At 69.9% G+C, this 24,521-nt stretch carries 21 protein-coding genes and 1 pseudogene; 10 read left to right on the plus strand and 12 right to left on the minus strand.

The window, feature by feature from the left end; all coding sequences use genetic code 11:
* Positions 1–12: 12 nt before the first annotated feature.
* The gene (locus ACGFNV_RS44675) at positions 13–1,152 is read right to left on the minus strand and encodes an acyl-CoA dehydrogenase family protein (RefSeq protein WP_393631190.1); all 1,140 of its coding nucleotides are present in this window, start codon (positions 1,150–1,152) and stop codon (positions 13–15) included.
* A gap of 89 nt (positions 1,153–1,241) precedes the next feature.
* On the opposite strand from ACGFNV_RS44675, the gene ACGFNV_RS44680 reads away from it, so the two are divergent.
* On the plus strand, positions 1,242–1,844 hold the full coding sequence (locus tag ACGFNV_RS44680) for a TetR/AcrR family transcriptional regulator (RefSeq protein WP_393631192.1): 603 nt from the start codon (positions 1,242–1,244) through the stop codon (positions 1,842–1,844).
* Positions 1,845–2,073: 229 nt separating this feature from the next.
* Here ACGFNV_RS44680 and ACGFNV_RS44685 read toward each other — a convergent pair whose 3' ends face one another.
* Positions 2,074–2,556 (minus strand): MarR family winged helix-turn-helix transcriptional regulator, encoded by a 483-nt coding sequence (locus ACGFNV_RS44685; RefSeq protein WP_393631194.1) that lies wholly within the window; start codon positions 2,554–2,556, stop codon positions 2,074–2,076.
* Between the two features lie 174 nt (positions 2,557–2,730).
* On the opposite strand from ACGFNV_RS44685, the gene ACGFNV_RS44690 reads away from it, so the two are divergent.
* From ACGFNV_RS44690 to ACGFNV_RS44720, 7 genes are all read left to right on the plus strand, one after another.
* Complete coding sequence (locus ACGFNV_RS44690; protein ID WP_393631195.1) at positions 2,731–4,116, plus strand: pyridoxal phosphate-dependent decarboxylase family protein; 1,386 nt, start codon at positions 2,731–2,733, stop codon at positions 4,114–4,116.
* A 214-nt stretch (positions 4,117–4,330) separates the two neighbouring features.
* Entirely contained in the window at positions 4,331–4,642 is a 312-nt protein-coding gene (locus ACGFNV_RS44695; RefSeq protein ID WP_393631197.1) for a hypothetical protein, read from the plus strand.
* Positions 4,635–5,648: a 2-ketoarginine methyltransferase gene (locus ACGFNV_RS44700; protein WP_393631198.1), complete on the plus strand. Its 1,014-nt coding sequence runs from the start codon at positions 4,635–4,637 to the stop codon at positions 5,646–5,648. The genes ACGFNV_RS44695 and ACGFNV_RS44700 overlap by 8 nt, the downstream gene beginning before the upstream one ends.
* The gene (locus tag ACGFNV_RS44705) at positions 5,645–6,748 is read left to right on the plus strand and encodes a beta-methylarginine biosynthesis bifunctional aminotransferase (protein ID WP_393631200.1); all 1,104 of its coding nucleotides are present in this window, start codon (positions 5,645–5,647) and stop codon (positions 6,746–6,748) included. Before ACGFNV_RS44700 ends, ACGFNV_RS44705 begins: the two co-directional genes overlap by 4 nt.
* Positions 6,749–6,771: 23 nt before the next feature.
* A complete protein-coding gene (locus ACGFNV_RS44710; RefSeq protein WP_393631202.1) occupies positions 6,772–7,410 on the plus strand; it encodes a class I SAM-dependent methyltransferase in 639 nt (212 codons plus the stop codon).
* Positions 7,411–7,427: 17 nt separating this feature from the next.
* Positions 7,428–7,622 (plus strand): hypothetical protein, encoded by a 195-nt coding sequence (locus ACGFNV_RS44715; RefSeq protein WP_133931230.1) that lies wholly within the window; start codon positions 7,428–7,430, stop codon positions 7,620–7,622.
* Positions 7,623–7,799: 177 nt separating this feature from the next.
* The gene (locus tag ACGFNV_RS44720) at positions 7,800–9,662 is read left to right on the plus strand and encodes a hypothetical protein (RefSeq protein ID WP_393631204.1); all 1,863 of its coding nucleotides are present in this window, start codon (positions 7,800–7,802) and stop codon (positions 9,660–9,662) included.
* Between the two features lie 74 nt (positions 9,663–9,736).
* Here ACGFNV_RS44720 and ACGFNV_RS44725 read toward each other — a convergent pair whose 3' ends face one another.
* From ACGFNV_RS44725 to ACGFNV_RS44755, 7 genes are all read right to left on the minus strand, one after another.
* Positions 9,737–10,996 carry an ATP-grasp domain-containing protein gene (locus ACGFNV_RS44725; RefSeq protein WP_393631205.1) on the minus strand — a complete coding sequence of 420 codons (1,260 nt, stop codon included), beginning with the start codon at positions 10,994–10,996 and terminating at the stop codon, positions 9,737–9,739.
* Positions 10,997–11,036: 40 nt separating this feature from the next.
* On the minus strand, positions 11,037–12,272 hold the full coding sequence (locus tag ACGFNV_RS44730; protein ID WP_393631207.1) for an MFS transporter: 1,236 nt from the start codon (positions 12,270–12,272) through the stop codon (positions 11,037–11,039).
* Positions 12,273–12,329: 57 nt separating this feature from the next.
* Positions 12,330–13,493 carry a DegT/DnrJ/EryC1/StrS family aminotransferase gene (locus ACGFNV_RS44735; protein ID WP_393631209.1) on the minus strand — a complete coding sequence of 388 codons (1,164 nt, stop codon included), beginning with the start codon at positions 13,491–13,493 and terminating at the stop codon, positions 12,330–12,332.
* Positions 13,494–13,563: 70 nt separating this feature from the next.
* A complete protein-coding gene (blsF, locus tag ACGFNV_RS44740) occupies positions 13,564–14,538 on the minus strand; it encodes a CGA synthase-related protein (RefSeq protein WP_393631211.1) in 975 nt (324 codons plus the stop codon).
* A 3-nt stretch (positions 14,539–14,541) separates the two neighbouring features.
* Positions 14,542–15,537, minus strand: a complete 996-nt coding sequence (gene blsE / locus ACGFNV_RS44745; RefSeq protein ID WP_393631213.1) for a cytosylglucuronate decarboxylase — start codon at positions 15,535–15,537, stop codon at positions 14,542–14,544.
* 13 nt (positions 15,538–15,550) lie between these two features.
* Positions 15,551–16,756 carry a hydroxymethylcytosylglucuronate/cytosylglucuronate synthase gene (locus ACGFNV_RS44750; protein WP_393631215.1) on the minus strand — a complete coding sequence of 402 codons (1,206 nt, stop codon included), beginning with the start codon at positions 16,754–16,756 and terminating at the stop codon, positions 15,551–15,553.
* Positions 16,749–17,192, minus strand: coding sequence for a hypothetical protein (locus ACGFNV_RS44755; protein ID WP_393631217.1), 444 nt, complete (start codon positions 17,190–17,192; stop codon positions 16,749–16,751). Before ACGFNV_RS44755 ends, ACGFNV_RS44750 begins: the two co-directional genes overlap by 8 nt.
* A gap of 484 nt (positions 17,193–17,676) precedes the next feature.
* On the opposite strand from ACGFNV_RS44755, the gene ACGFNV_RS44760 reads away from it, so the two are divergent.
* Positions 17,677–18,450, plus strand: a complete 774-nt coding sequence (locus ACGFNV_RS44760) for a LuxR C-terminal-related transcriptional regulator (RefSeq protein WP_393631219.1) — start codon at positions 17,677–17,679, stop codon at positions 18,448–18,450.
* A gap of 103 nt (positions 18,451–18,553) precedes the next feature.
* On the opposite strand, the pseudogene ACGFNV_RS44765 reads toward ACGFNV_RS44760, so the two are convergent.
* A pseudogene (locus ACGFNV_RS44765) lies at positions 18,554–19,357 on the minus strand (ATP-binding cassette domain-containing protein); the annotation flags it as partial.
* Between the two features lie 42 nt (positions 19,358–19,399).
* On the opposite strand from ACGFNV_RS44765, the gene ACGFNV_RS44770 reads away from it, so the two are divergent.
* Positions 19,400–20,668 carry an MFS transporter gene (locus tag ACGFNV_RS44770; protein ID WP_393631220.1) on the plus strand — a complete coding sequence of 423 codons (1,269 nt, stop codon included), beginning with the start codon at positions 19,400–19,402 and terminating at the stop codon, positions 20,666–20,668.
* A 79-nt stretch (positions 20,669–20,747) separates the two neighbouring features.
* On the opposite strand, the gene ACGFNV_RS44775 is transcribed toward ACGFNV_RS44770, so the two are convergent.
* Positions 20,748–22,601 (minus strand): RICIN domain-containing protein, encoded by a 1,854-nt coding sequence (locus tag ACGFNV_RS44775; protein WP_393631222.1) that lies wholly within the window; start codon positions 22,599–22,601, stop codon positions 20,748–20,750.
* Positions 22,602–22,672: 71 nt separating this feature from the next.
* Entirely contained in the window at positions 22,673–24,409 is a 1,737-nt protein-coding gene (locus tag ACGFNV_RS44780; RefSeq protein ID WP_393631223.1) for an amylo-alpha-1,6-glucosidase, read from the minus strand.
* Positions 24,410–24,521: the final 112 nt, after the last annotated feature.

A 24,521-nucleotide genomic window follows, 5' to 3' on the forward strand; every position in this document is an offset into this window, starting at 1 on the left:
TGGGACGGGGTGTCAGGCGGCGAGATGGCGGCTGATGACCAGCCGCTGGATCTGGTTGGTCCCCTCGAAGATCTGCATGATCTTCGCCTCCCGCATGTAGCGCTCGACGGGGAAGTCCCGGGTGTAGCCGTAGCCCCCCAGTACCTGCACCGCGTCGGTGGTGACCTTCATCGCCGCGTCCGTCGCCACCAGCTTGGCGACGCTGGCCTGGCGGCTGAAGGGGCGGCCCAGGTCGCGGCGGCGGGCCGCGTCCAGGTAGGTGGCGCGGGCGGAGTCCACCGCGGCGGCCATGTCGGCGAGGAGGAAACCCAGCCCCTGGTGGTCGACGATCCTGCGGCCGAAGGTGGTGCGCTCGTTGGCGTAGGCGACGGCCGTGTCCAGGGCGGCCTGGGCGAGCCCGGTGGCGCAGGCGGCGATGCCCAGTCGGCCGCTGTCCAGGGCGCTGAACGCGATCTCCAGGCCCTGGCCCTCCGCGCCGATCAGCCGGTCGGCGTCAATGACCGCGCCGTCCCACATGGCCGAGGTGGTCGGGATGGCGTGCAGACCCATCTTGCGTTCGGGCCTGCCGAAGCTGAGCCCCTCGGTCGCACCGGGGGCCAGGAAGCAGGAGATGCCTCGGCTGCCCGGCGCGGTGCGGGCGAAGAGGGCGTAGAAGTCGGCCTTGCCCCCGTGGGTGATCCACGCCTTGGTCCCGGTGACGCGGTAGCCGTCCTCGACGCGTTCGGCCTTGCAGGTCAGGGCCGCCGCGTCCGAGCCGGCCTGGGGCTCGGACAGGCTGTAGCCGCCGAGGAGCTCACCGGCCAGCATGCGGGGCAGCCAGCGCTCCCGCTGTGCAGGAGTGCCGAAGGCGTGCAGGGGGTGGCAGGCCAGGGTGTGCACGCTGGTGGCCACGGCGACCGCGGCCCACTGGCTCGCCAGTTCCTCCAGGACCTGGAGGTACACCTCGTACGGCTGACCCCCGCCACCGTGCTCCTCCGGGTACGGCAGGCCCAGCAGCCCGGCCCGGCCGAGCAGCGCGAACAGGTCCTCCGGGTAGGTCTCGTCGGCCTCGTGCTCCTCGACCCGCTTGCCGAGTTCCTTTTCGGCGAGTTCGCGGGTCAGGGCGATCAGGTCCTCGGCCTCCTGGGTGGGAAGCATGCGGTCGACCGTCATCGTAGCTCCAAGTGGTACTCAAAGCGGTACGTCAGTACCGCTTACCGTAGCGTATATGGAGATGATGTGACGCCTGGGATACTGGCCGGATGATCAAGGCCTCCGCTCCCATCAGCCCGAAGCTCACGGGCCGGGGTGCCGCCCGGCGCTCCGAGCTGTTCGAGGCGCTCGTGGCGCTGCTCACCGAGGAAGGCTTCGCCCGCTTCACCCTGGACGACCTGGCCGCGCGCCTGCACTGCTCCAAGCGCACCCTGTACGGGCTGGCCGACAGCAAGGAGCAACTGGTCCGGGCGGTGGTGGTGCACTTCTTCAGGGGTGCCACCGAACGCGTCGAGGCCGCCCTGGCCGCCGAGGGTGATCCGGCCGCACGGCTGGCGGCCTACCTTCACGCCGTGGCGGCGGAGCTCGGCCCGCTGTCTCCGCGGTTCTTCGACGATGTGGCCGGTTTCGAGCCCGCCGCGGAGGTCTACGAGCGCAACACGCGGGCGGCCGCCCGCCGCGTGGAGCAGCTGATCGAGGAAGGCGTCGCGGCGGGCGTGTTCCACGCCGTCCACGTGGCGTTCGCCGCCGACGTCATCACCTCGGTGATGGTCCGCATCCAACAGCGCCAGGTCACCGCCGCCACGGGCCTCGGCGACGCGGAGGCCTACGCCCAGCTCTCGGAACTCCTGCTGCGCGGTCTGGCCCGCTAGAGCCTGTCCGGCGGACCGGGCCTGAGGAAACGAGCAGTGGTACAGCCCCCCACCCGCGCGGCCGCACCCAACACCGGCATGGAGGGGCACTACCAGCAGGACCTGGAGACCTTCCAGTTCGGGCCTCTGCCTGGACGCCTCGAGCGCGGCGACCGCCAACGGCACCAAGCTGATCCCGTGGACCTGCAACGGCCAGGCCAACCAGAAGTGTCCGGAGACGCTCGTTCACTCAGTCGTCGCGCAAGGCCTTCTGGATCTCGCTCAGCGAGTCGGTGAACCGTCCGTAGTCGTCCGGGGCCACCGGCGCGACGAAGTACCGTTCGACGACTCGCGCGTGGACGGCGGCGGCCCGCAGGAACACCGCACGGCCGTGGTCGGTGGATTCGACCAGGACGCTTCTGCGATCCCCGGGGGCCGGCACGCGCCGGACCAGATCCGCCCCCTCCATGCGGTCGATCAGACGGGTGATGCCGCTGCTGGTGAGCGTGAGGTCGTCGGCGAGCCGGCGCTGCGAGACCTCCTCGTCCGGCTGTCGGCCGAGCCTGATGAGGACCTCGAACATCGTGTGGCTGAGCTCGCACTCCTGCCGCAGGGCAGTGTCGATCCGCTGTTCCAGCAGGGTGGCGGCCTTGATCAGCAGCCCGAAGTCGCGAACGAGCCGGCTGTTGGCGGCGCGGGCGGTCTCGTCACCCCGCCGAGTCGCGGCATCCACCTGTCTGCGTCCTCCCGTGCCGTTGGGGCCCCTGCCCAGGACCGCCCGCCGAGTTTACTGCTTCCTCACCTACGAACGTCTCAATTACTGAGCAATCAATTGCTGAGCAGTCAACGAAATCCTATAGTGCGGCCAGTACCCCCGCCGGAGAGGGTCGGAGAGAGGAAGAGATCAGTGGACCTGCAGCACTGGCTCGGCCGGGCCAACCACGCGATACAGGAGTGGGCCGACACCTTCGGGCCCTACGAGCGGCACCCGTCCCTCCTCGTCGAGGACGACCGCTTCGGCGCCGCCTTCGAGGAGTTCACCGGGCGGCTGAAGGACAACTACCCCTTCTTCCACCCGCACTACGCGGGGCAGATGCTCAAGCCCCCGCACCCGGCCGCCGTCGTCGGCTACCTCACCGCCATGCTGATCAACCCCAACAACCACGCCCTGGACGGCGGCCCCGCCACCGCCCGCATGGAACGCGAGGCCGTCGCACAGCTCGCCGCGATGTTCGGCTACGACACCCACCTCGGCCACCTCACCACCAGCGGCACGATCGCCAACCTCGAGGCCCTGTTCGTCGCGCGGGAGCTCCACCCCGGCCGAGGCGTCGCCTACAGCGCCGACGCCCACTACACCCACGGCCGTATGTGCCATGTCCTCGGCATGAAGGGCCACCCCGTCCCGACCGACGACCGCGGCCGCATGAGCCTCGACGCGCTGGAGGACGTCCTTCGGACCGGAGACGTCGGTACGGTCGTCCTCACCGCCGGGACAACCGGTCTCGGGGCCATCGATCCGATCGACGCCGCCCTCGCCCTCAGGGACCGTTACGGTGTCCGGCTCCACGTCGACGCGGCATACGGCGGCTTCTTCACCCTGCTGGCCGGCGGCGACGGCCCGGAGGGGCTCCCCCCGGAGCCCTGGCGGGCGATCGCCCACTGCGACTCGATCGTCATCGACCCGCACAAGCACGGACTCCAGCCCTACGGCTGCGGCGCCGTCCTCTTCCGCGATCCGGAGGTGGGCCGGTTCTACCTCCACGACTCGCCGTACACCTACTTCACCTCCAGCGAGCTCCACCTCGGCGAGATCAGCCTGGAATGCTCCCGCGCCGGTGCCTCGGCCGCCGCCCTGTGGCTGACCTTCCAGCTCGTCCCGCCCACGCCCGACGGCCTCGGCCGTGTCCTGGGTGCCGGCCGACGGGCCGCCCTGCGCTGGTCGGAGCTGATCGCCGCGTCCGACGCCCTGGAGCTGTACCAGCAGCCCGAGTTGGACATCGTCGGCTACTTCCCGGCGGTGGAACCCGCCACCCTGTCCGCCGTCGACGCCGCATCGGCGCGGGTGCTGGCGGACGGCATGACAGCTGCTGATCCGGTGTTCCTGAGCACCCTCAAGGCCGACCGCGCGGCGTTCACCGCACGCCACCCGAAACTCACCGCGGACGCCGACGGCGCACGCATCCTGCGCAGCGTCCTGATGAAGCCTGAATCCGAGCATCACGTGGAACGCCTCCACGACCGGGTCGAACAGCTCGCCTCCCGCCCGATATATTCCACTTACACCGAGTAAATTACCTCTTGCCACCTCTTCATGATTCGGCAGTGCAGATCCTTCCCATTTCTTCATCGACCATCGGGGACCCACCCCTGATAGCGTCAACGCGTCACAAGAGGCGAGATGACGAAATGGGGAATCGCGTGGTTAACCTTTTCTCAGCAGCCGGAATCCTCGTGACAGTTTTTGGCGGACTGTCGATCCATTTGAATGACTCCGCCTGGGGGCGATGACTGCGATGCCGACGATAGAGTTCTTCGGCATGCACCGCGAGGAACGCGACACGCTGGAGAAGCAGGTTCGCGAACTCCTGACGGAAGAAGAGTTCCGCGAGGATTGTGTCTTCGTCACGGCGGCGGATTCCCGCGTTCTCGACTGGACGGGCCACAGACGCCCGTTCATCCGCGTCAGTACACGATCCGAGCATCGCGCCGACCGCTTCCGAAATCTACTGCAGCACATCTGCGATCTCGAAATCGTGCGTATCGACTTCCAACCCATGGCCGGCAGTTCATCGGATGAGGGACAGCACAATGGATGAGGGATTCGAGCTGCGGCTCATCGAGGCACTTCAGCCCGTCCGTGGTTTCGCGCTGGCGCAGGGCATCCACCACCTGTTCAACAGCGGCCTGTACGAACGTATGGCGGACGGCCCGCAGGATGTCCCCGGCATGGCCGCGTCCCTGGGCCTCGACGCGTCGCGGACCAGCGGATTCCTGCGTTACCTCGCCAACGAGAACTATGTGTCGCTCAGCGACGACACGGCGGCCCTGACGGAGAAGGGACGCACCCTCGGCCCGTACCGGCCCTGGTACGAGCTGCTCGTCGGCGGCTACGCGGAAACGTTCCAGCAGATCACGGACGTCCTCCACGGCAAGGGCTACGCGACCCGCGACGGCAGGCGTGTGGGCATCGGCAGCTGCGGAATGAGCGCGTACGACGCGCTGCCGCTCGTCCGCGACCTGATGTCCGACCTGCCGGCCGCGCCGACCTCCGTCGTGGACCTCGGCTGCGGTGACGGCACCTTCCTCGCCGGACTGATCGGTGACCTCGGCACGGTCACCGGCATCGGAATCGACCCGTACGCCCCCGAGGAGCCGGCAGCGGAAGGGCTGCGGTTCGTCCGCGCCGGCGCCACCGACTACCTCCGGGAGGCGGTCGCACCGGAGGCGGGGCCGGATTCCTCCCAGCTGTGTCTCGCCGCGTTCCTGCTCCAGGAGGTGCTGGAGCAGGAGGGACGGGGCGCGGTGGTGGAACTGGTGCGCGCCGCCCTGCGCCGCTCGGGGCACCTCGCCGTCGTCGAGGTGGACCACCGGCCGGCCGACCCGCTGGTCATGCGGCACGGCCTCGGTCTGGCCTACTACAACCCGTACTACCTCCTGCACGTCCTCACCGAACAGCGGCTGGAGACCGACGCGTTCTGGCGGGAGCTGTTCCGGGAGGCCGGCGCCCGGGTGGTGAACCGGCGGGTGGCCGACCCGCGCGTCGACTCCACCGGTCTGGAGGTCGGATACCTGCTGACCCGGCAGGAAGGTGCGCCACAGTGAGCCTGACGCCGCTGGGACAGCGCCTCGCGGTGGTCGCGGCCTCCCCACAGGAGCCGTGGGAGATCCTGGCCGAGAACGTGCCCGTCTGGCCCGAACCACCCCGTCTGCAGGCCGTCGGCTGGGAACTGGACGCCCAGTACGCCCCGAGCCAGGGCACGGACGAGCTGCTGGAGGCGCTGCGGCTGAGGCAGCGCGAGCAGGGCGTCGACGTGGGCGCGGAGTCGCTGCTGGTGACCAACGGGGCCTTCGACGGGCTCGGGCTGATCGCCCGCCATCTCGCCGGAAGCGGCGTGCGGCGCGCCGTGTGCGGCGGGCCCGTCCTGCTGAGCGTCGCCGATCTGCTGCGGGAGGTCGGGCTCGGCATACAGGTGCTGGACTGGCCGGACCTGGTCGAGGCGCGTGCCTGGTCGGCGCTCGGCCCCAGAGACCTGCTCTTCGTCAACTCCCCGCACAACCCGACCGGTTCCTGCCTGGACGAGGCGACGGCACGCGATCTGTTCGCCGCCCAGCGCCGCCTGGGCTTCACGCTGGTCCTCGACCTGGTCTACGACGCCTTCGTCCAGGATCCCGCCGCCCTCGCCGCGCCGCTGGCGCTGGTCGAGGACTGGCGCGGCGTCTACGGGCTGAACAGTTTCTCCAAGAACTACGGCGCCCCCGGGCTGCGGGTCGGCTGGATCACCGCGGACCCTCAGGAGGTCGAGCGGCTCACCGCGCGCATGGAGTGGGAACGCATCGCCGTGTCGACGCGGGCCCAGAGCCACGCCGCCCAGCTCTGCAAGCTGGGCAACCAGCCGCTGACGGAACGGGTGCGGGCGGGTCATCGGCTGGTGCTCGACTGGGCGCGGGCGAACGGCATGCGGGTCTCGCCTCCGCAGGGCGGTACCCATGTGTGGGTGGAGCCCGGGGTGCCGGACACGGAGGCGCTGGCGGACGCGTTGATGGCGGAGCACCGGCTCGTCGTCACCACGAGTGCCCACTACCATCCCGCGGGCTCCCGCCACATCCGTGTCCCGACGGGTGTGGAACCCGCTTTCCTCACCCGGTCCCTGGAGGCCGTCTCCGCGGTCAGCGAGCGGCTGCGCGGTTCATTCAACCAGTGATTCTCGACAGGTAAGGATAGATCGTGAAGCATCCTGCACAGCCCACTGCGCCGGATATCGCAGTCAAGAAGTCCGAGTCCGGGGAGAAGACCCTCTACATCGACGGATCACAGGCCATGCAGCAGTGGGAAGCGCCTTTGATGCGGCGCTCGGCCGAGATCCTGTGCCGGGGCGGGGGCGAATTCCTGGAGTGCGGGCTCGGCTTCGGGCTCTCCGCCGTGGCCATCGCCGAACAGCCGAACGTGAAGAAGCACACCGTCGTCGAGGTCTACGACGAGGTGATCCAGGACTTCAAGAAGTCGGCCCCCGACCTCCCCGACAATCTCGACATCGTCCGGGCCGACTTCTTCGAGTACATCGAGAAGATTCCCTCCGGGAGCATCGACGGCATCATGCTGGACCCGTGGCTCCCGAAGGACATGCGGGACGACGCGGACTGGTGGGACACGCTGATGCGCGAGCAGATCACGCGCGTCCTCGCCCCGGGAGGCCGCTTCATGTCCTTCTTCGTGACCGAACCGAAGATCGAACCGCGCTGGGAGCCGTACTTCGACGAGGTCCTCATCGAGCGGCACGCCTACGACAGCTACGCGACCACCAGCTATCTGGAGGGCAAGCCCGTCGGCATGGCCTACCTCCAGTGCTTCAGCAACCGCCACTGATCCGGAAGGAAAAATACATGCCGCTCCACTTCACCGGCGTAGCCGGCGACGTCGAGGTCAACATCGGTGGCAAGGCGAGGTACCGCGTGCTCGCCGTTTCCTGGGACGACGAGAAGAACCTCCAGCGGTACCTGATCATCGGCAAGGAACGGCCGATCTGGGTGCCGGAAGGCGACGTCACGGCGTTCTTCCCGGCCCCCGTGACCGACTGACGGCCGGGGCCGGACTTCGGCCGGTCGGCCCGTTCTCCCACGGGTCGACGTCATGAGATGCGCGGCGGGGGCGGTGAGCAGGCGCCCTCGCCGCATTCATGTGCGTGACCGGTCCGCCGCGCTCACCGCACTCGCCCGTTCCGGGAGGCGCCCGACTCCACGAGGAACTGACCAACCATGCCAAGCACTCCGAGTACTTCGACCGAGGTTTCCACGACCCTGTTCACCCCGATCGACAAGGAAACCGAATTCGCTGGCGCCGTCGAGCGCTTCCTCGCGTCCCCCTGCCCGCAATCCGTCCCGGTGTGGGTGGACGGCCGCGCCGATCTGCTCTCCGCCCTGCAGTTGGCAGCCGGGGTCTACGGCGGCATCGCGCGGCCGACGCCGTACGCGCGAGGCGTGCTCCTGGGCGGCGACGAACTCCCGGCGGGTCTGCGGTCGTTGACCGAACCGCTGGCGCGCCGGTGGCTGGACGAGAAGGAACTGAACGGGCGGCTCCTCGACGAGGACACGTCCGACGCGCGGTCCCTGCTGGTCGTCGGCGTGTACCCGCGCCTGACCTCGGACCCGGTCCTGGAGCTCGTGCGGCAGGCCCATCGCGGCGGCGGTCGGCAGGTGGTCTTCCTGACCGGCCGGGACGCCGCGTCCATGGCGTGGTTCACCGCCAAGCAGTTCTGTGTGCCGGATCCCGCGGTCGACGCAACGGGCCTGTTCACCTCCACGGACCGCCCCGATGCCCTGGGAAAGGTGCAGGTCTACGACGACCGCGCTCTGGAGCGCCAGGACATCGGCGCCCGGCTCCTCGAAGGACGTTGGCGACGGCTGCTCCTGCAGGGGCACGGTCGTGACGACTCGGTCAACCTCGCGGACTTCACCATCTGCGGACTCAACCCCGCGGCGCCCCGCCGTCCGGAGCTGCTGGGACCGCGCTGCGCCTACGGGCCCGACTGCTACAAGCCCCGGGAGAAGCTGATCCCCCTGAACCGGGTCCAGGCCGTCGAGGTGGTGCTCAGCTCGTGCAACAACGGTCCGTTCGCCGACGCCGTCGCCTACGACCCCAAGTACCAGTTGCTGCTCAACGCCATCGACGGCGCGGCCCGGGACGTCGTGGCCGCCCCGACCGTGCACGACTCTGCCCGCCCCGAGAACACGATCTGGATGCGGGCGGCCGAGGCGGAAGCGCCCTCCGCGACAAGCCTCAACGCCACGATCACCGGCGCACAGCCGGATCCCGCCTACTGGCACTTCGGCATGGCCGACGACCGGGGAGCCCGCCCCGAGCCCGCGCCGCAGGTGCCCGACCCGCTGGTGCTGTCCACGTCCTCGCGGCTGACCGCGTACCTCGCCGGCGGCCTGCTTCCGGGGTCCCATCCGTTGCGTCCGCGGCTGACCCGGCTCGCGGGCAAGACCGAGCGCTGGGTGACCCGGCAGGCCACGGCCGCGGAGGGCGAGTCGGCGATCCTGCGCGGCCTGTCCGCCGACCTCCAGTCGCTGGATCACGCGATCGCCGCGCAGATCGTGGAGAACCCGGAAACCGAATTCACCGACTGCCACTCCTATTTCGGCCAGCGCAGCACTGTCGACCCGGAGTCCGTCTCCGACGTGCTGTGTGACTGCGGTCTGGCCGCCCGGCAGTTCGTGAAACGGGCTCTGGTGCCCACGGCGCTGGACACGGTCTGCACCGTCTGCGTCCGGTGCGGTGACATGGCCTACCGGCTCGCCGACTCGCCCGAACTGCACGTCGAGGCCGCGCAGGAGGTGCCCGCGGGAGGGACGCTGCACGCGCGCGTGCGGGTGCGCGCCGAACGGCGCGGGCCCGTGCGGCTCGGGATGTTCGTGCCCCGTCACCTGCGCTCGGACTGCACCGTGACTCCGGCGCAGCACAAGGTCCGCGCTGTCGGCGGGCAGTGGCACGAGGTGGAGTTCTCCCTCGTGATCGATACCGGGGCGCACCCGCAGGCGTACTACTTCACGGCCTTCGCCGTTCAGGACCTCGGGCTCTCGGTGGCCCGCTGGGACTTCGGCGTGCTCCCGGCGTGACGTGGTGAAAGCGTGAGCAGGGGCGTCACGGAGGCCGGCCCGGCTTCCGTGACGCCCCTGCGTCGGCCCCAGGGCTACGGCTCCACAGGCTCGGTCTCCAGCACGAAGTGGTCCAGCACGTCCCGCATCCGCTGCTCGACCTCCGCGGCCGTGCGGCCGGTGACGTGCAGGTATCCCGAGGACGCGTGGGAGGCGCGCGGGGGCTCGGCGATGTCCCCGACAGCCAGCTTCAGGTGGACGGAGAGGACACCGGGCAGCCGGAGCAGTTCCTCCTCGGTGCTGATGCGCACGACCCGCCCCGGTGTCACCGGCAGCAGCAGGTCGCCGACGGCCCGGTCCTCCGAGTACTCGATCACGGGTGTGCGTCCGAGATAGGTGTCGAGCGTGGCCCGGTGGATGTCGAAGCCACGGGAGAGGCCGTGGTTCGCCGGCACCTCGCAGCCGGTGATCCGGGCGGCGGCCTCGCCCACGCACAGCGTGCCGTCGCGCATCAGGAAGCACTCCGCGTGGAAGTAGCCGTGGTCCAGGCCGAAGCCGTCCACGAGGTCCTGGCACACCGAGCGTACGTCCACCGGCAGTTCCTCTCCGGGGGCGTAGGTGATGTTGGCGTTGAGCGCCCCGTCGAGCACCTCCAGGATCGGCACCGGGTTCAACGACAGATAGGAGTCGACGACCTTGCCGCCCGAGACGAGCGCGCACAGCTGGTACTCCGTGCCTTCGATGAACTCCTCCACCATCCAGCGGCGTGCCGGGTCCGGCTCCGGGACGTTCGCCAGGTCGTCCGGCCCGTCGATCCGGTACGTCCCGATGCAGGCGAAGGAGTCTATGAGCTTGAGGACGACCGGCCAGCCCTGCTCATCGGCGAACCGGGCCACGTCCTCGAGCGATTCGACCGTGCGGTAGGCGGCGCACCTCAGCCCGAGCTCCATGAACCTGTCCTTCATCGCCGTCTTGTGCCGGACCCAGGCGACCTGCTCGCGCGTGAGATGCGGCAGCCCCACCAACTCGGCGAACGGCTGGGCCACTTCCTGATGCGGCTCCTGCGGATTGCAGAAGTAGGTGGGCACGTGTTCCAGCGTGCCCACCCACTCCAGGTAGCGCTCCGCCTCCTCGGCGAGGTTCTCGTCCTGGGCGACGAACACGGGCAGGTGGGCCGTGAGGTCCAGGTATTCCTGCGGGAGGTCCTTGATGGCCGAGGCGAACCGCAGCAGCACGATGCGCACGTCGTCCCTTCGCAACGCGTTGCGCACGAAGGTGGACGGCCTGCCGTCGACCAGCAGCACCACCGGAAGGTCGGATGTCCCGGCGGCCGGGGTCGTCATGTGGGTCGTCATGAGGAAACTCCAGTGATCGAGGACGGGTGGGGTGACCGGCTCATGGGTGCTCCGCGACCGAGTCCGGGGCGCGGGACGCACTCTCCTCGGTCGCGGCCACCAGACGACGGCTCACGGCGAAGGCCAGTAACGTCGCGCAGCACCCGCTGAGCACTCCCAGCACGAATCCGGCGGACCAGCCGAATCGGCCGATCAGTGCTCCGGCCAGCTGCGATCCCACCGCTCCGCCGGTGGTGGTGGCGGTCAGCACCCAGGTGAAGGCTTCGGAGACGGTGCCCGGCAGAGCGGCCGAGCCGACCAGGTCGTAGAGGATGGCGGTCAGGGGGGCGATCGAGGAGCCCTGCATCGCCATGGCCACCGCCATCGACCAGAAGTCCCAGGCCAGCAGGGGAGCCGCGGCGGCCAGGGTGAAGGCGGCGCAGGCGACGGGGAGTTGGCGGCCTTTCGGGGAAGTGCCGGACCGGCTGCCGAACCACAGCCCGCCGATCGCCCCGCCGACGCCCGAGGCACCGAGCAGGAGGCCCACGTCGCCCGCCGAGCCGTGGTCCTCGACGAAGGCCGCGAGTGCCAGGTTGAGCACCCCCAGGCAGAGGGCGGACAGGGTAAGCAGCGCCAGCAGGATCAGGAGAGGCCGTGAGCGCAGGGCGCCCAGCAGATCGCGCCGCGCCACGGGCTCGGCCTTCCACTGGCGGGAGGCTCGCGTGGTGGCCAGGCCCAGGCCGCCGAGGCCGGACAGGACTCCGCCCACCACGGCGGCGGTGCCGGAGTCCCCGAGCGCCAGCAGGACGCTGAGCAGCAACGGGCCCCCGATGACGAAGAGTTCCGCGAAGACGGACTCCAGCGAGTACGCGGTGGAGCGTTCGTCCCTGCTCAGCGGAAGGGTGCTCCACAGCGCCCTGATCACCTGGCTGACCGGGGGGATCGAGCCGCCGGCCACGAAGGTCAGCGCCAGCAGCGCCAGCCGCGGGCCGGACGTCGCGTACACCGCTCCCGCGAGTGCCAGGGGATGCACGACGGCCGTCAGGACGAGCATCGGCGGCTGGCCGTGCCGGTCGATACGGCGGGCGATCACCGGACCGAGCGTGGCCGTGCCCAGGGTGTAGGCGGCGAGCACGAGCCCGGCCGACGCGTAGCTCAGCCCTTCGTCCAGCAGGTGGAGGGTCAGCGCCAGACTCACGAGATACAGCGGCAGCCGGCCGATCAGGCCCCAGAGCACGGGCCCCTGTACGAAGCGATGGCGCAGCAGATCGGTGAACCGGGATACGCCAGAGGACACGGCTCTTCCTTCGAGGGGGATGCGGCGGGGGTGCGGTCGGCCAGGGCGCAACGCCTCCTAGAGCGCGGCCAGCGTGGCTGCCACTTCCTTGGCCGCCTGGGCCTGGCCTGTCGCGTCCAGCTCCGGGGCCAGGGGCAGACAGAGGGTTCGCCCGAGCAGCTGGCGGGTGGTCCGGAAGCCGTCACGGCTGCGGGGACGGTAGCGCTCCGAGCCGTCGTCGAGGTTCCACGGGAAGCCGTCGGCGTAGACGGACGCGCGGCCCCGCACCACGGGATGTTCGGGCAGGAAGTACTTGTCCAGCGTCCAGCACGGCAGGCCACGGTCGGTCAGTTCGGTCAGCGCGCGGTCCCGCAGTTCGCGGGACTCCAGCTCGATCCGCACGCTCACCTTCACGTCCCCGTCGGTACGGGCCACTTGGCGCAGGTCCGGACGGTCGGGCAGCTCCGCGGAGAGCATCCGGTGATGCCGCTCCAGGCTCGCCAGGATGTCGTCGAGGTGCCGGAACTGCTGGAGCTGGACCGCGGCCACCGCCTCGTTGGCGCAGAAGTTCTCACCGTAGAAGGCGCCTTCGCGCCAGACGGGGTATTTGCCGTGCTCCCGGTCGGATCCGTGGTCGTGGTAGGAGCGCAGCAGTTCCCAGTCGTCGGGGTCCCGGACGACGACGAGTCCGCCCTCGCCCGAGGTGAGCACCTTCGCGTGGTGGAAGCTGAAGGTTCCCGCGTACCCGACCGTGCCGGCGTGGCGGCCGTCGGCGTGCCGACCGCCCATGGCCTGGGCGGAGTCCTCGATCAGGTAGGGAACGCCCTGTGGGAGGGGCCCGACCATGCCTTCCATGTGTGCGACGATCACGCGCTGCGCGTCCGCCGGCAGCAACGTCGAGTCCAGGGCGCACCGTTCGTCCACGTCCACCGGCACCGGCACGAGGCCGCAGGAGAGCACCGCGCCCGCGACGGCGACGAAGGTGACCGCCGGTATGTGCACGGGATCGCCCGCGCGGGGGCGGGTGCCCATGAGGGCGAGGCGCAGTGCCTCGGTTCCGTTGTGCACGGCCAGGGCCCTGGTGGCGCCCAGCCGTTCCTGGACCAGTTGCTCCAGTCGGCTGGAGACGCTTTCGCCGGTGGAGATGTAGCGGAAGAGCGACTTGTCCTCGATGGCGCCGCGAAGCTCCGGCATCTCCTCCCACCGCAGGTAGTTCGCTCCGTAGGGCAGTCTGCGCAGCATGGGGGCTCCAAGCGATCGGTGGGGGCGCCGCGTTGCCGCGGCACGTCGACTGATCTGGGTCTGATCCGGGTCACATGGGGGCGAGCAGCAGTTGGCGGACCTTGCGGGCGACGCGCTGGGCCCCGCGCCGGTCGTCGCCGGCGGCCTGTTGGGCGGTGTCGGCCCAGTGCGCCAGTTCGTGCGGCGCGTCGAGGGCGCGGCGCAGTGCCTCGGCCTCGTGCGTCCGGTGGGCGCGGTCACCGCTGAGCACGGTCAGGGGTGCGTCCGTGGAGTCGAGCACGGCCGTGGCCTGCCGCTGGTGCGCGCCGAGCGGGGGCAGCAGGGCGAGCGGGAGCCGCGCCGTCTGGGCCAGCGTCACGCTCGTCAGGGAAGGCGAGGAGACCAGCAGGGACGCGTCGGAGAGTGCCCGTTCGGCCGCGGGATCGCGGTCCTGGTACACGGCGGCTCCCGGCACCAGCGCCGAGACCGCTTCGGTGGCCCGCGCGCTCCCCGGCCCGTACAGGTGTACGGCGAAGACCGGGCAGTCGGCGACTTCCGCGAGCACGTTCTGTGCCGTACGGAGGAGGCGGGTGCTGTCCGCCGTCCCGCCGGGCGCCGCCACTCCCCCGGGCTCCGGCACGGCCAGGCGGATCAGGGCCCCGCGACCGTTCCGGGCCCGGGCCGCTCGGGGCGGGGCGACCGTTCCGGCCTGGTGGACGCCCTGGTGCCGTACGGCCGGAAGCCAGCCGGGACGGTGCAGGCTTCGGATCCGGGCGGTGGGCCAGCCCTTCGTGGGCGGAACACCGGTGGTGGACACGAAGACCACCGGTGTGCCGGTGAGTTCGGTCTGCTCCGCGAGGGCGGTGTCGTCACAGATGACGGCGACACGGGCCTGCCCGCCCGGCCCCTCGGCGCCGGTGCTCCCCGGCGCCTGGCCCGGCACCAGTTCGACTTCGGTCAGGTGGGCGCAGATCCAGCCGAGTACGGTCTGCGATTCGGGATCGTCCGGCAGGGCGGCCACCAGGACCGTCAGGTCCGTCTGTACGGAGCCGGGCTGTGTCCCCATGGGTCAGTAGCTCCATTCCGGGACGGCGCCCAGCCGGGCGAGGTCGTCGCTGTACCCGGCCGCGGTGGCGGAGCAGCCGTTGCACAGGGTGGGTCCGTTCGCCTTGAACGCGTCGGCGTGCTCGCGGAAGACGGGGCCTGCCAGGTCCACCTTGCCGGAGGAGTCGCGCAGCGGGGCGCCCCCGGGGCCGGAGTCGTCCTCCGCGTGCGGGAGGCAACTGCACGAGAAGGCACGGCCGTTCTTGCCGTCGAGGTAGATGACGTCGTCGGTCACCAGGCACAGCGGCCCGGAGGGCCGGGGCGTGATCGATTCCTCGAAGTACAGCTTCTGTTCCTCGGCGGTGTCTCCGTAGAACCGCTTTCCCAGCGGAACGAGGGTCGTCTCCGGGTCGGCCCGGTAGATGGGCTCGCACGCGGCCAGGACGTCGGCGGGATCCGGGTAGGTGATGTCCCGGCCGAGCTTGATGGCCGACAGCTCCCACTGCTGGACGCCCACCTCGGTGAGCACGCCCTGCAGTTCGGCCATCTGCCCGTAATTGTGCGGGCCGACCACGGTGTTGACCCGGGGGACGATTCCCAGCTCCTTGGCCCGCCGCAGGCCTTCCAAACCGGCTGCGAACATTCCCGGGGAACGGCGGTACACGTCGTGGGTCTCCCCCGAGGAGCCGTCGAGGCTCACGATCACCTGGGCGAGACCGGCCTCGGCGAGGCGGTCCACAAATCGTGGCAGGAACATGCCATTGGTGATGAGGGACATCTTCATCCCGTGTTCGGCGCCCATGCGCACGAGTTCCAGGATCTCGCGGTGCATCAGCGGCTCGCCGCCGGTGAACCGTACGTATCCCACTCCGGCCGAGACCGCCTCCGGAAGCAACTCGGCGAAATCCTCGGGCGAGAACCGGTACGTGTCTCGCGAGAGGGCGTACTCGCACATGAAGCAGTCGGCGTTGCACGCTTCGAGGATGCGAATGAACAGGTATTTGTTCCTGGTGTTCGTCATGGTTCCCCACATTTCAAGCAACGGCGGTCGCGGGCACGCGGGACAGAATCTCTGCCGCGACACGCTCGGCACCGTCGAAGTCCTGGGCGATGCGAGCGAAGGACGGGGCACCGTTCGCCAGCAGGTCGAGCCCCTTGTCGAGGCCGGTGGTCAGTTCGCGCGTGACGACCTCGCGCAGGTGCTCGGCGCAGGCGTCGGCGATGTGGGCCCGCATGCGCTCGACGGCGTACTCCTCGCCCTGACGGTGCCAGGTGTCGATGCTCGCGCGTGTGAGCACCTGGCCGGGCCAGGAGGTGCGCAGCCGTGCGGAGCAGGCCTGCTCGACCAGATCTCCGTTGAGCACCTGGCTGAGGTTCTGGGGTGGCAGCAGTACCGCGTTCCGGTCGATGGCGGCGATCTCCAGCAGGGTGGTCAGCCCCGGTGACGTCATGATCCGTCCGGCCCTCAGCAGCAGGTCGACGAAGTCGCCGTGGGCACACTTGCGGGCTTCCACGGTCATCGCGCCGGTCCGGGGCAGCACGGCGTCCGGCGGCAGGTTTCCGGTGATCACCACCCGTTCGGCTCCCGCCCGGGACAGGGCGTCGAGAGCGGGCTTCAGGACCAGCCGCTGATACGAGTCGTCGGTGCCGCCGGTGAACGGGGAGTGCAGGCCGCCGAGGTTGAGGACGGCGAGCCCGGCGTCCCGGCCCACCGCACCGCTCTCGGCCCGTGACGCCGCCCGGGCCAGACCGGCGGAGTCGGGGACGATGGGCGGGACCCACGTCAGGTTCCTCACCCGGCCGAGGGCCGACTCGGCGGCGGGCGGCAGGGGCAGTGTGCGCTGGGCGCAGTACAGCTCGACGTCGACGGGCAAGGGGTCGTGCTCGGTCCACAGGAACGGCAGGCTGTCGACGTAGATCACCGGACAGCCGGCGCCCTGGAGTGCCGTGGCCAGTGCGGGGTCCAGGATCACCAGCGCCAGATCCGGCGCCAGTTCGGCGACCAGCGCGTCCACCTGGGCCGCGTCCGACGCGTCGACGGTTCGCCAGCGTGTGATGCCGAGGTCGGCCAGGACCGGCCGCCCCAGCTCGGTGCCGATTCCGGTGACCTCCAGGTCCGTTCGGGAGCGCAGGGCGCCGAGCACGCTGGAGAGTTTGCCGGCGCTCCCCCAGCCGAAGTTCACCCCCGAGACCAGGATCCGCAGCGGACGCGAGCCTGCGCGCACCTGGTGGTCAGACATGGCCGATGGGCTGCTCGGCCGCCTCGTATCCGTACGGGAGCGACGTCTTCGGATAGCCGGCGACCGGCTCGGTCAGCCGCGGAGTCCGCTGGGCGGAAGCGGCCTTCTCCACCGCCGTCAGGATGTCGGCGAGGCTTTCCTCGGTGAGCTCCTGCGGGAGACGGCACCGCGTGGTGCTGGTGACTTCGTGGATCCCGGCCAGCAGGGCCGGGAGGGAATCGCCTTCCTGGAGCAGAACGATCGGAACGCCCAGGGCGGACGCCCATCCGATCTCGACCATCACGCCGGGGGACGGCGGATCCCCGGCGATGACGCACATCACATCCGCGTTGGACATGGCGAGGAAGTCCGCGGGTGTGCAGACCTCGGGCGCGAGCCAGCCCCTGCCCCACTGTTCGTTCTGATGTGCGTTGAATACCGCGTGCCCGCGGTCCATGAATGCCTGTCGAAGCGTCTGAAGGTAAGTCCTGCGGCCGGGATCCAGCTCTCCGGTAGACCAATCCATCCACTGTGTGTATGGGGCAGCGAGAAAGACATACGACATGTGCCTGAACACCTCGGTCCGTTTCTGCCGGCGTTCGCGGAGTGATCAGAACACCGCGTGATGCGTGCTGGATACAAGGGGCCCATGCGAGCATGAACTTACGGGGCAGAACATGAAGAGGGAACACATGTGTAAGAATTGCAACACAACAGAAAAAACGGACAGGGTCGAACTCTGCGAACGAGGGCTGAAAGCCTACGAATCCGCGATCTGCGAGGGGAGCATCTCGGGGGACATTCCCCCGTGCTTACTGGAGCTCGACCTGCTCCGCCCCGATCCCGAATCCACTGAGGATTTCCTCGCCGTATCACCGGACGTCGCCTACGCCAAAACGGCGCGCCCGATCGAACGCGAGATAGAACATCATCAGAAAGCCTTGACCGATGCGCTGCTCGCCATTGACGGGATACGCCCCATCTACGACAAGGCGAATCGGCAGCGCCTGGCACCGGTGGAGACCCTGAACGATCCGGCTGTGATCGCCTCCATGCTGGAACAGGAAGTCCAGTCCTGCCAGGTGGAGCTGCTCACCGCCCAGCCCGGTGGGGGACGATCTCCCCAGTTGCTCGAGCAGGCTCTGCAGCGGGACCGGGAGCTGAACGAACGGGGCGTCACCCAGCGGACGCTGTACGGGCACACCGTGCGGGACCACGGCCCCACGATGGCGTACATCGAGCGGGTGGCCGAGGCGGGCGCACAGGTCAGGACGCTGGACGAGGTGTTCGACCGTGTCATCATCTGCGACCGCAGAATCGCGTTCGTCCCGGGCGAGGGCGACCGCAGCACCTCGGCGCTCACGGTGCGGCACCCGGGCCTGGTGAACTACCTGGCCAACATGTTCGAGTACATGTGGGCGCGGGCCCGGCCCGTCGACCCGAAGGCCGTGTCGCAACGGTCCCCACGCATCAGCAACGAGACGCGCAGAGCCGTACTCCGCCTCATGGTGGACGGTTGCACGGACGAGGCCATCGCCAAACGGCTGGGCATGAGCGTCCGCACCGTGGCCACACACATCAAGAAGACCTCGGACGAGCTGGGCAGCCGCAGCCGGCCCCAACTCGCCTACCTCATCGGCACGACCGGCCTGCTGTCCGCCCCCGCCAACTCCCTGGCCCCGGGTGGAGGGACGGGCAGCGCCGTGACGGCGTAGGTCCCGGAAGGGCGCACCGGGGCCGCGTCCACGCGCGCGGTGTGCCGTGTGGACGCGGCTCCCGGCGAGCCGCCGCGCAGACGGGCGCGCCCCCCCCCTGCGCCTACCGGCGGCGGGCGACCCGGCCCTCGTCCCACACCGGTTCCGGCGTCTCGCGGACCTGCCCGTCCTCGCTGAAGAGCAGATAGCGGTCGAAACTCTTCGCGAACCACCGGTCGTGCGTGACCGCCAGGACGGTGCCCTCGTAGGCACTGAGCCCTGCCTGCAGCGCCTCCGCGCTTTCCAGGTCCAGGTTGTCCGTGGGCTCGTCGAGGAACAGCGCCGTGGTGCCCTGGAGTTCGAGGAGCAGGATCTGGAAGCGCGCCGGCTGCCCGCCGGACAGCCGGTCGAAAGGCTGCTCGCCCTGCGCGCTGAGCTCATAGCGGCGCAGCGCGGAGGTCGCGGCACCGCGGTCGAGCGCGTGTTCCTTCCAGAGGATGTCGAGCAGTTCGCGGCCCGTCAGTTCCGGGTGGTCGTGCGTCTGCGCGAAGTGTCCCGGCACGACACGCGCGCCCAGCTTCCACTCCCCGGAGTGGTCGACCCCCTCCCCCGCGAGCAGCCGCAGGAAATGGGACTTCCCGGAGCCGTTGGCGCCCAGTACGGCCACCCGCTCGCCGTAGAAGATCTCCAGGCCGAAGGGCTTCATCAGGTCGGTCAGCAGCAGATTCCGGCAGGTGATGGCCCGCACGCCGGTGCGGCCGCCGCCCAGCCGCATCGTGATCTTCTGCGGCCGCGGGGGATGCGTCGGCGGCCCGGCCTCCTCGAACTTCCGCAGCCGGGTCCGGGCCGCGTGGTACCGCGACGCCATCACGTCACTGCGGGCGGCGTACTGCTGCATGTCCAGTACCAGCCGCTTCAGTTGCGCGGAGGAATTGCTGCACCTCGCACGCATCGTGCACAGTCAGGAATCATGGAAGCAATGCCGAACGGGCTGGCCCGTCGTCTCTTCGCCCTGCTCACACGTCGTCATGTCGCGGGCCCCGCCTGGTGGAGCGTGGTGTCCCGGTTACCGGTCTACCTGATGTCCCTCGCCATGGTGCTCGTCGTGCGCGAGCAGGGCGGCAGTTACGCGCAGGCCGGTCTGGTCTCCGGGCTCTACACCGTCGGCATGGCGCTGGGCAGCCCGCTCATCGCGCGCTGGGTCGACCGGCGGGGCCGCAGAACCGTGCTGCTGGCGACCGGTGTCCTCTACCCGTCGTCGCTGGCCGCGCTGGTGTGGACGACCGGGCCGGGTGACTGGGCGCAGCCGGTGCTCGCTGTGCTGGCCGGTGTCGTGCTGCCCCCGGCGAACGCCTGCATGCGGTCGTTGTGGGCACGCCTGCCGCTGCGCGACGACGAGCGGGACACCGCCTACCTGTGGGAGGCGCTGCTCACCGAAGTGCTGGTGATCGGGGCGCCGTTGATGCTGGCGGCGCTGATGCTGACGGGCTCCGCCGGGAGGGCGCTGACCGTCGTCGCGGTGATCGGCGGCGTCGGCGCGACGGGGCTGGGTCTGGTCCGGGTGCCGGAGGACATGGACGGCGCGGCGAAAGCCGAGGCATCCGGAGGTTCGGGCGACGGCACCAGCCGTGGCGGCCTGCTGGGCCCGCTGCGGTCGCGGCCGATGCTCGCGCTGACCGGCACGATGGTGCTCTGCGCCGTACCCATCGGGCTGATGACGCTGGCCATTCCCGCCTTCGTCGACGCACACGGCTCACGGGACAGCACCGGCCTGGTGTACGCCTGCTGGGGCGTGGGCAGCGCCGTGGGCGCCCTGTGGCTGGGACGCTCCCAGTCGCAGGTCGCGGTGCATCTGCGCTTCCCGCGCCTGGTCCTGGCCTTCGCTCTCGGCACGGCACTGCCGCTGCTCGCGATCTCCCCTCTGACACTGGGGCTCGCGCTGGCGGTGGGCAGCGTGCCCATCGCGCTGATGGCCGCGAGTGAGATGACCCTGGTCAGTACGGTGGCGGACAGCCGGTCCCTGACCGAGGCGTTCACCTGGGCGTCGGTGGCCACCGTCGTGGGCGACGCGCTCGGCCAGCAGACGGGCGGTCTGCTCATGGCACCGGCCGGCCCGCGCGGCGTCTTCGCCCTCGGCTTCGGCATGGCGCTGGTCGCCGCCGCCGTCGCCTTCGCCTGCCGCGGCCTGCTGGGCCGTACGGCCGAGGTCCCGGAGTCCGCCGAAGCGGGAGGCCGGTGACCGGACCGGTCCCCCTGCGCACCCGTACAGCGGTGCGGCCTCCCACAGGGGAGGCCGCCGGCCGGCTCCGGGAACGTGTCTAGCTCTTGCCGAGGAGACGCCAGATCTGGTTCTTCTTGGTGCCGAGCGCGCTCGCGGGGTCGCAGGTCCACTGGTGGATCTTCGCGCCTGCCGTGGTCGAGACGTTGCTGACGTCGACGCACTTGCCACTGTGGACGGCGACCAGTTGGTAGTCCTGGCTGTTGCCGAGCGCGGTGACCGGGTTGAGGGTGAACTGCTGGTTGGTGCCGCCGTTGCAGGTGTACTGGATGACGGCGGCGCCGTCGGCGGTGGACGCGCCGGACACGTCGAGGCACTTGCCGCTGAGCTCGTCGACCAGGGTGTACGTGTTGGCCTTGCCGCTCACCGGCTTCAGGTCGAGCATCTGCTGATAGCCGCCCTCGCAGTAGTACTGCTGGTACTGCGTGCCGTTGGCGGTGCTGAGGTCGGTGTCGTCCAGGCACTGGCCGCTGTTCTGGCTGACGGCGACCGTCGAGATGGTGGTGTTGGACGGCGGCAGCAGGGTGACGGTGTAGCCGTCCTTGGCGTTGGTCAGGGGGATGCTCACCGACGCGGCGTTGTTGCTGACGTTCAGGGTGGTGTCGGAGATGGTGACCGGGCCGGTGACGGCGGCGCCGCCGTTGTAGGGGACGCGTTGGACGACCGCGCGGACCCTGCTGTTCTCCACGACCGAGGTGGTGTTCAGGCCGTTCAGGTTGACGGTGACGTTGCCGGTGTTGCCGCTGCTGCCGAGCAGGATCTTGGCGTTCTTCGCGGTGTTGTCCTTGGTGGCCAGACCGTCGGTGCCGGTGCCGGGGACGAAGTTGACGATGTTGCCGGTCTGCGAGCCGTAGTAGCGGTACATGAACCACTCGCCCAGCGGCAGGTACTGGCCGGCGCTGTTCTTGGTGAGCAGGTTGGCCTCGTTGTCATGCAGTCCGGTGCCAGAGGCCCAGTTCCCGCGCAGTCCGTCGGCGCCTGCCCGCTCCAGACGGCCGATGAACCAGGCGCCGCCGCCCGGTGACTGCATCGACAGGGTGGCGTACTCGTTGATCTGGTACGGGCGGGTGTTGGTCAACCCGGCCGCCGCCAGCGTGGAGTTGGCGCGGCCGACGTCGACCGCCGGGTCACCGGGTTCGTCATGCCAGCTGTAGATGTCGGGGGCGACGTTGTTGGCCTTGACGTAGTTCAGGTACGTGGTCCACCAGGCGTTGGAGGAGTTCGGCTGGCCGGCGATGCTGGGGCCGACGATGAGCTGGCCGGGGAAGGCCGCCCGGACCCGGGCGTAGAAGCGCGACCACATCTGCAGGTACTGCGCCTGCGACGGCTTCCAGAAGTTGCTGCCGTCGGGCTCGTTCCACAGGTCCCACTGAACCGTCATGTTGTTGGCCTTGACGTCGTTGATGAGCTGGGTGACGAAGTTGTCGAACTGCGTCCAGTCACCGTTGTCACCGGGCCACCCCTGGGTGGTGGTTCCGTCCGCGCCCCACAGGTCGTGCGGAAGCAGGACGAAGGTACCGCCGAGGGCGACGGTCCGCTTGTACTGGGCCAGGGTCGAGTTCCAGCGGGTCTGGTAGTCGGCGAGACTGGTCGCGTAGCCACCGCTGTTGAGCTGGGCGCCGCCCGCCCGCATGAAGTGCCACTTGATGTCCTTGAAGAAGTGGTCCTGCGGCAGCGTGCCGTCCGGGGTCATCCCGTAGATCATTCCGGAGGCGCGGTAGGCGGGTGCGCCACCGGCGGTCGCGAAGTCGACGGTGACGCTGGTGTCGGCGGCCTGCGACGGGCCCGCGGGTATCAACGTCGTGGCCAGGGCGGCCAGGAGGACGGCGCAGGACGAGACCGCCCGGCGTCCGGTGCGGGTTCTGCGTAGGGCGAGCGTTCGGGACGACTTCATGGTGCGGCTCCTGGAGGAGTGGTGTCTGACCGGGGCCCGAACGGTCCCGGGGCTCGGGGGTGATCGGCCGATCAGCGGCCGACTCGGTGTGCGTGCGCTTCGGCGAGGAGGAGGTAGCTGCTGGCGGTCCAGGTGTAGGCACGGTCGCGCAGGCCCGTACCGGTGAGGGCGTCGAAGTTCTCCGCGAAGCCGTGGTCTTCGCACAGGGCGCGGAAGCGTCCGCTGATGTCGTCCGCCAGTCGGTGATGGCCGGCACGGCGCAGGCCGTCCTCGATCAGGACGGTCGCGGGGGCCCAGATCGGGCCACGCCAGTAGCCGTCGGCGAGGTAGTGCGGGGAGGTGGGGAGTTCGGTGGCGAGGCCGTACGGGGTCAGGTGGGCCTCGATGTGGTCGGCCAGCCGGCCGGTGACATCGCCGGGCAGATGCTCGCCCAGAACGATGGGCATCAGGTCGAGGAGGCTGGAACTGCCCCAGGTGTCCCCGGACTCGACTCCTCGGGCCACGAATCTCTCCCCGGTCCAGAGCTGGTCGAGAAGCGCCGCCTGGGCCTCCTCGGCGGCTCGCCGCCACCGACGCGCCTCGATGGGGCGGTCCAACTGGTCTGCCAGGTTGGCGAGTTCGAGCATCTGGAGGATGAGGAAGGCGGCCAGGTCGGCTGTGACGACGACACGCTCGGGGTCGAAGGTGGTCGCGTTGTCCCAGCCGCTGTCGTTGCCGTGCTGGTAGTGCGCCAGTCCGGCCCCTGGCGCTCGCCGTGCGGTGAGCCAGAAGTCGGTCCAGCGTGCCAACCGGTCGTACGTCTCGGCCAGTTCGGCGTGGCTCGGCGGCGCCGACAGCCGACGGCGCAGGTGGCCGAAGGCCCAGCCGTGGATGGGCGGTTTGACGAAGTTGTAGAGCACCTCCGAGTGGGTGACGGAGTCCGGCAGGGCGCCGCTGCCGTCCTGGTGGTCGAAGGGCAGCGCGAACTGGTCCAGAGCCAGTTCGGGCACCCCGGGGGCCAGGGCGAGGGCGTTGAAGCAGTGGTCCCAGCTCCAGACCTTGTCCATCCAGTGCTTGGACATCAGCACGGCGGGCCGGGTGACGAGGGATGCCGGGCGGACCGTGGCCGACCACAGGACGTACGCGGCGAGTTCGGCGGCCGGAGTGGCCGACGAGCGCCAGGGGGCCACGGTGTCGACGAAGTCCGCGAAGGCTGTCTGCGCGGACTCCGCGATCTTGCGGAAGGTCGCCGAGGACGTGTACGGCGGGCGGGAGGTGTCGAGTTCCTCGATCGCGATCTCCCAGTTGCTGTCCGCCGGCGCGGCCAGCGCGAGACCGCGGTCACCGCTGCCGAGGGCCTGAGTTCCGGCCGTGTCGGTGACGGTCCCGGACAGCACGGTGACGCGGTAACGGCGTCCGGTCTCGTACGAGGTGAACACATACGCGTCCGCCGCCGGGTCGTGGAAGAAGTACGTTCCGCTGAACGGGGTCAGGGCGCGCGCGGCCGCGCAGACGCCGATTCCCATACCGCTGCCCCTGAGGCGTACGGTGTCCGGCGACTCGTAGGCGAGGTCGACGCGCCCGCCCGCGCCGGTCCAGCTGAGCAGACCCGGTGTCGCCTCGACACGCGTCTCGGCGCGGTCGCCCGTCTCCGGGTCCAAGGGGGTCAGGCGCAGAACGGCGTGCATGCCGTTCTGGTGCGAGACGAGGTGGAGGTCTTCGGCGTACGTCTTCTCCGCCACCACGGGTGAGATGTCGAACCAGGACCCGTGCGTGCTGAACGGGATGTCGTGGAGGGAGAAGGCCGGGCCGGATCGGGCGGCGGTCATGAAGGGGGACTCGATTCTCGAGCAGGGAGCATCGGCCGGCTGACGGGCAGACGGGCAGTCGGGGGAAACCGGGCGACGCGGGAGGGGCAGTCGTGCGAGCGAGGGTCAGTCG

Origin of the sequence: Streptomyces sp. NPDC048751 (genome assembly GCF_043198595.1) — a bacterium.
Taxonomy (GTDB): Bacteria; Actinomycetota; Actinomycetes; order Streptomycetales; family Streptomycetaceae; genus Streptomyces.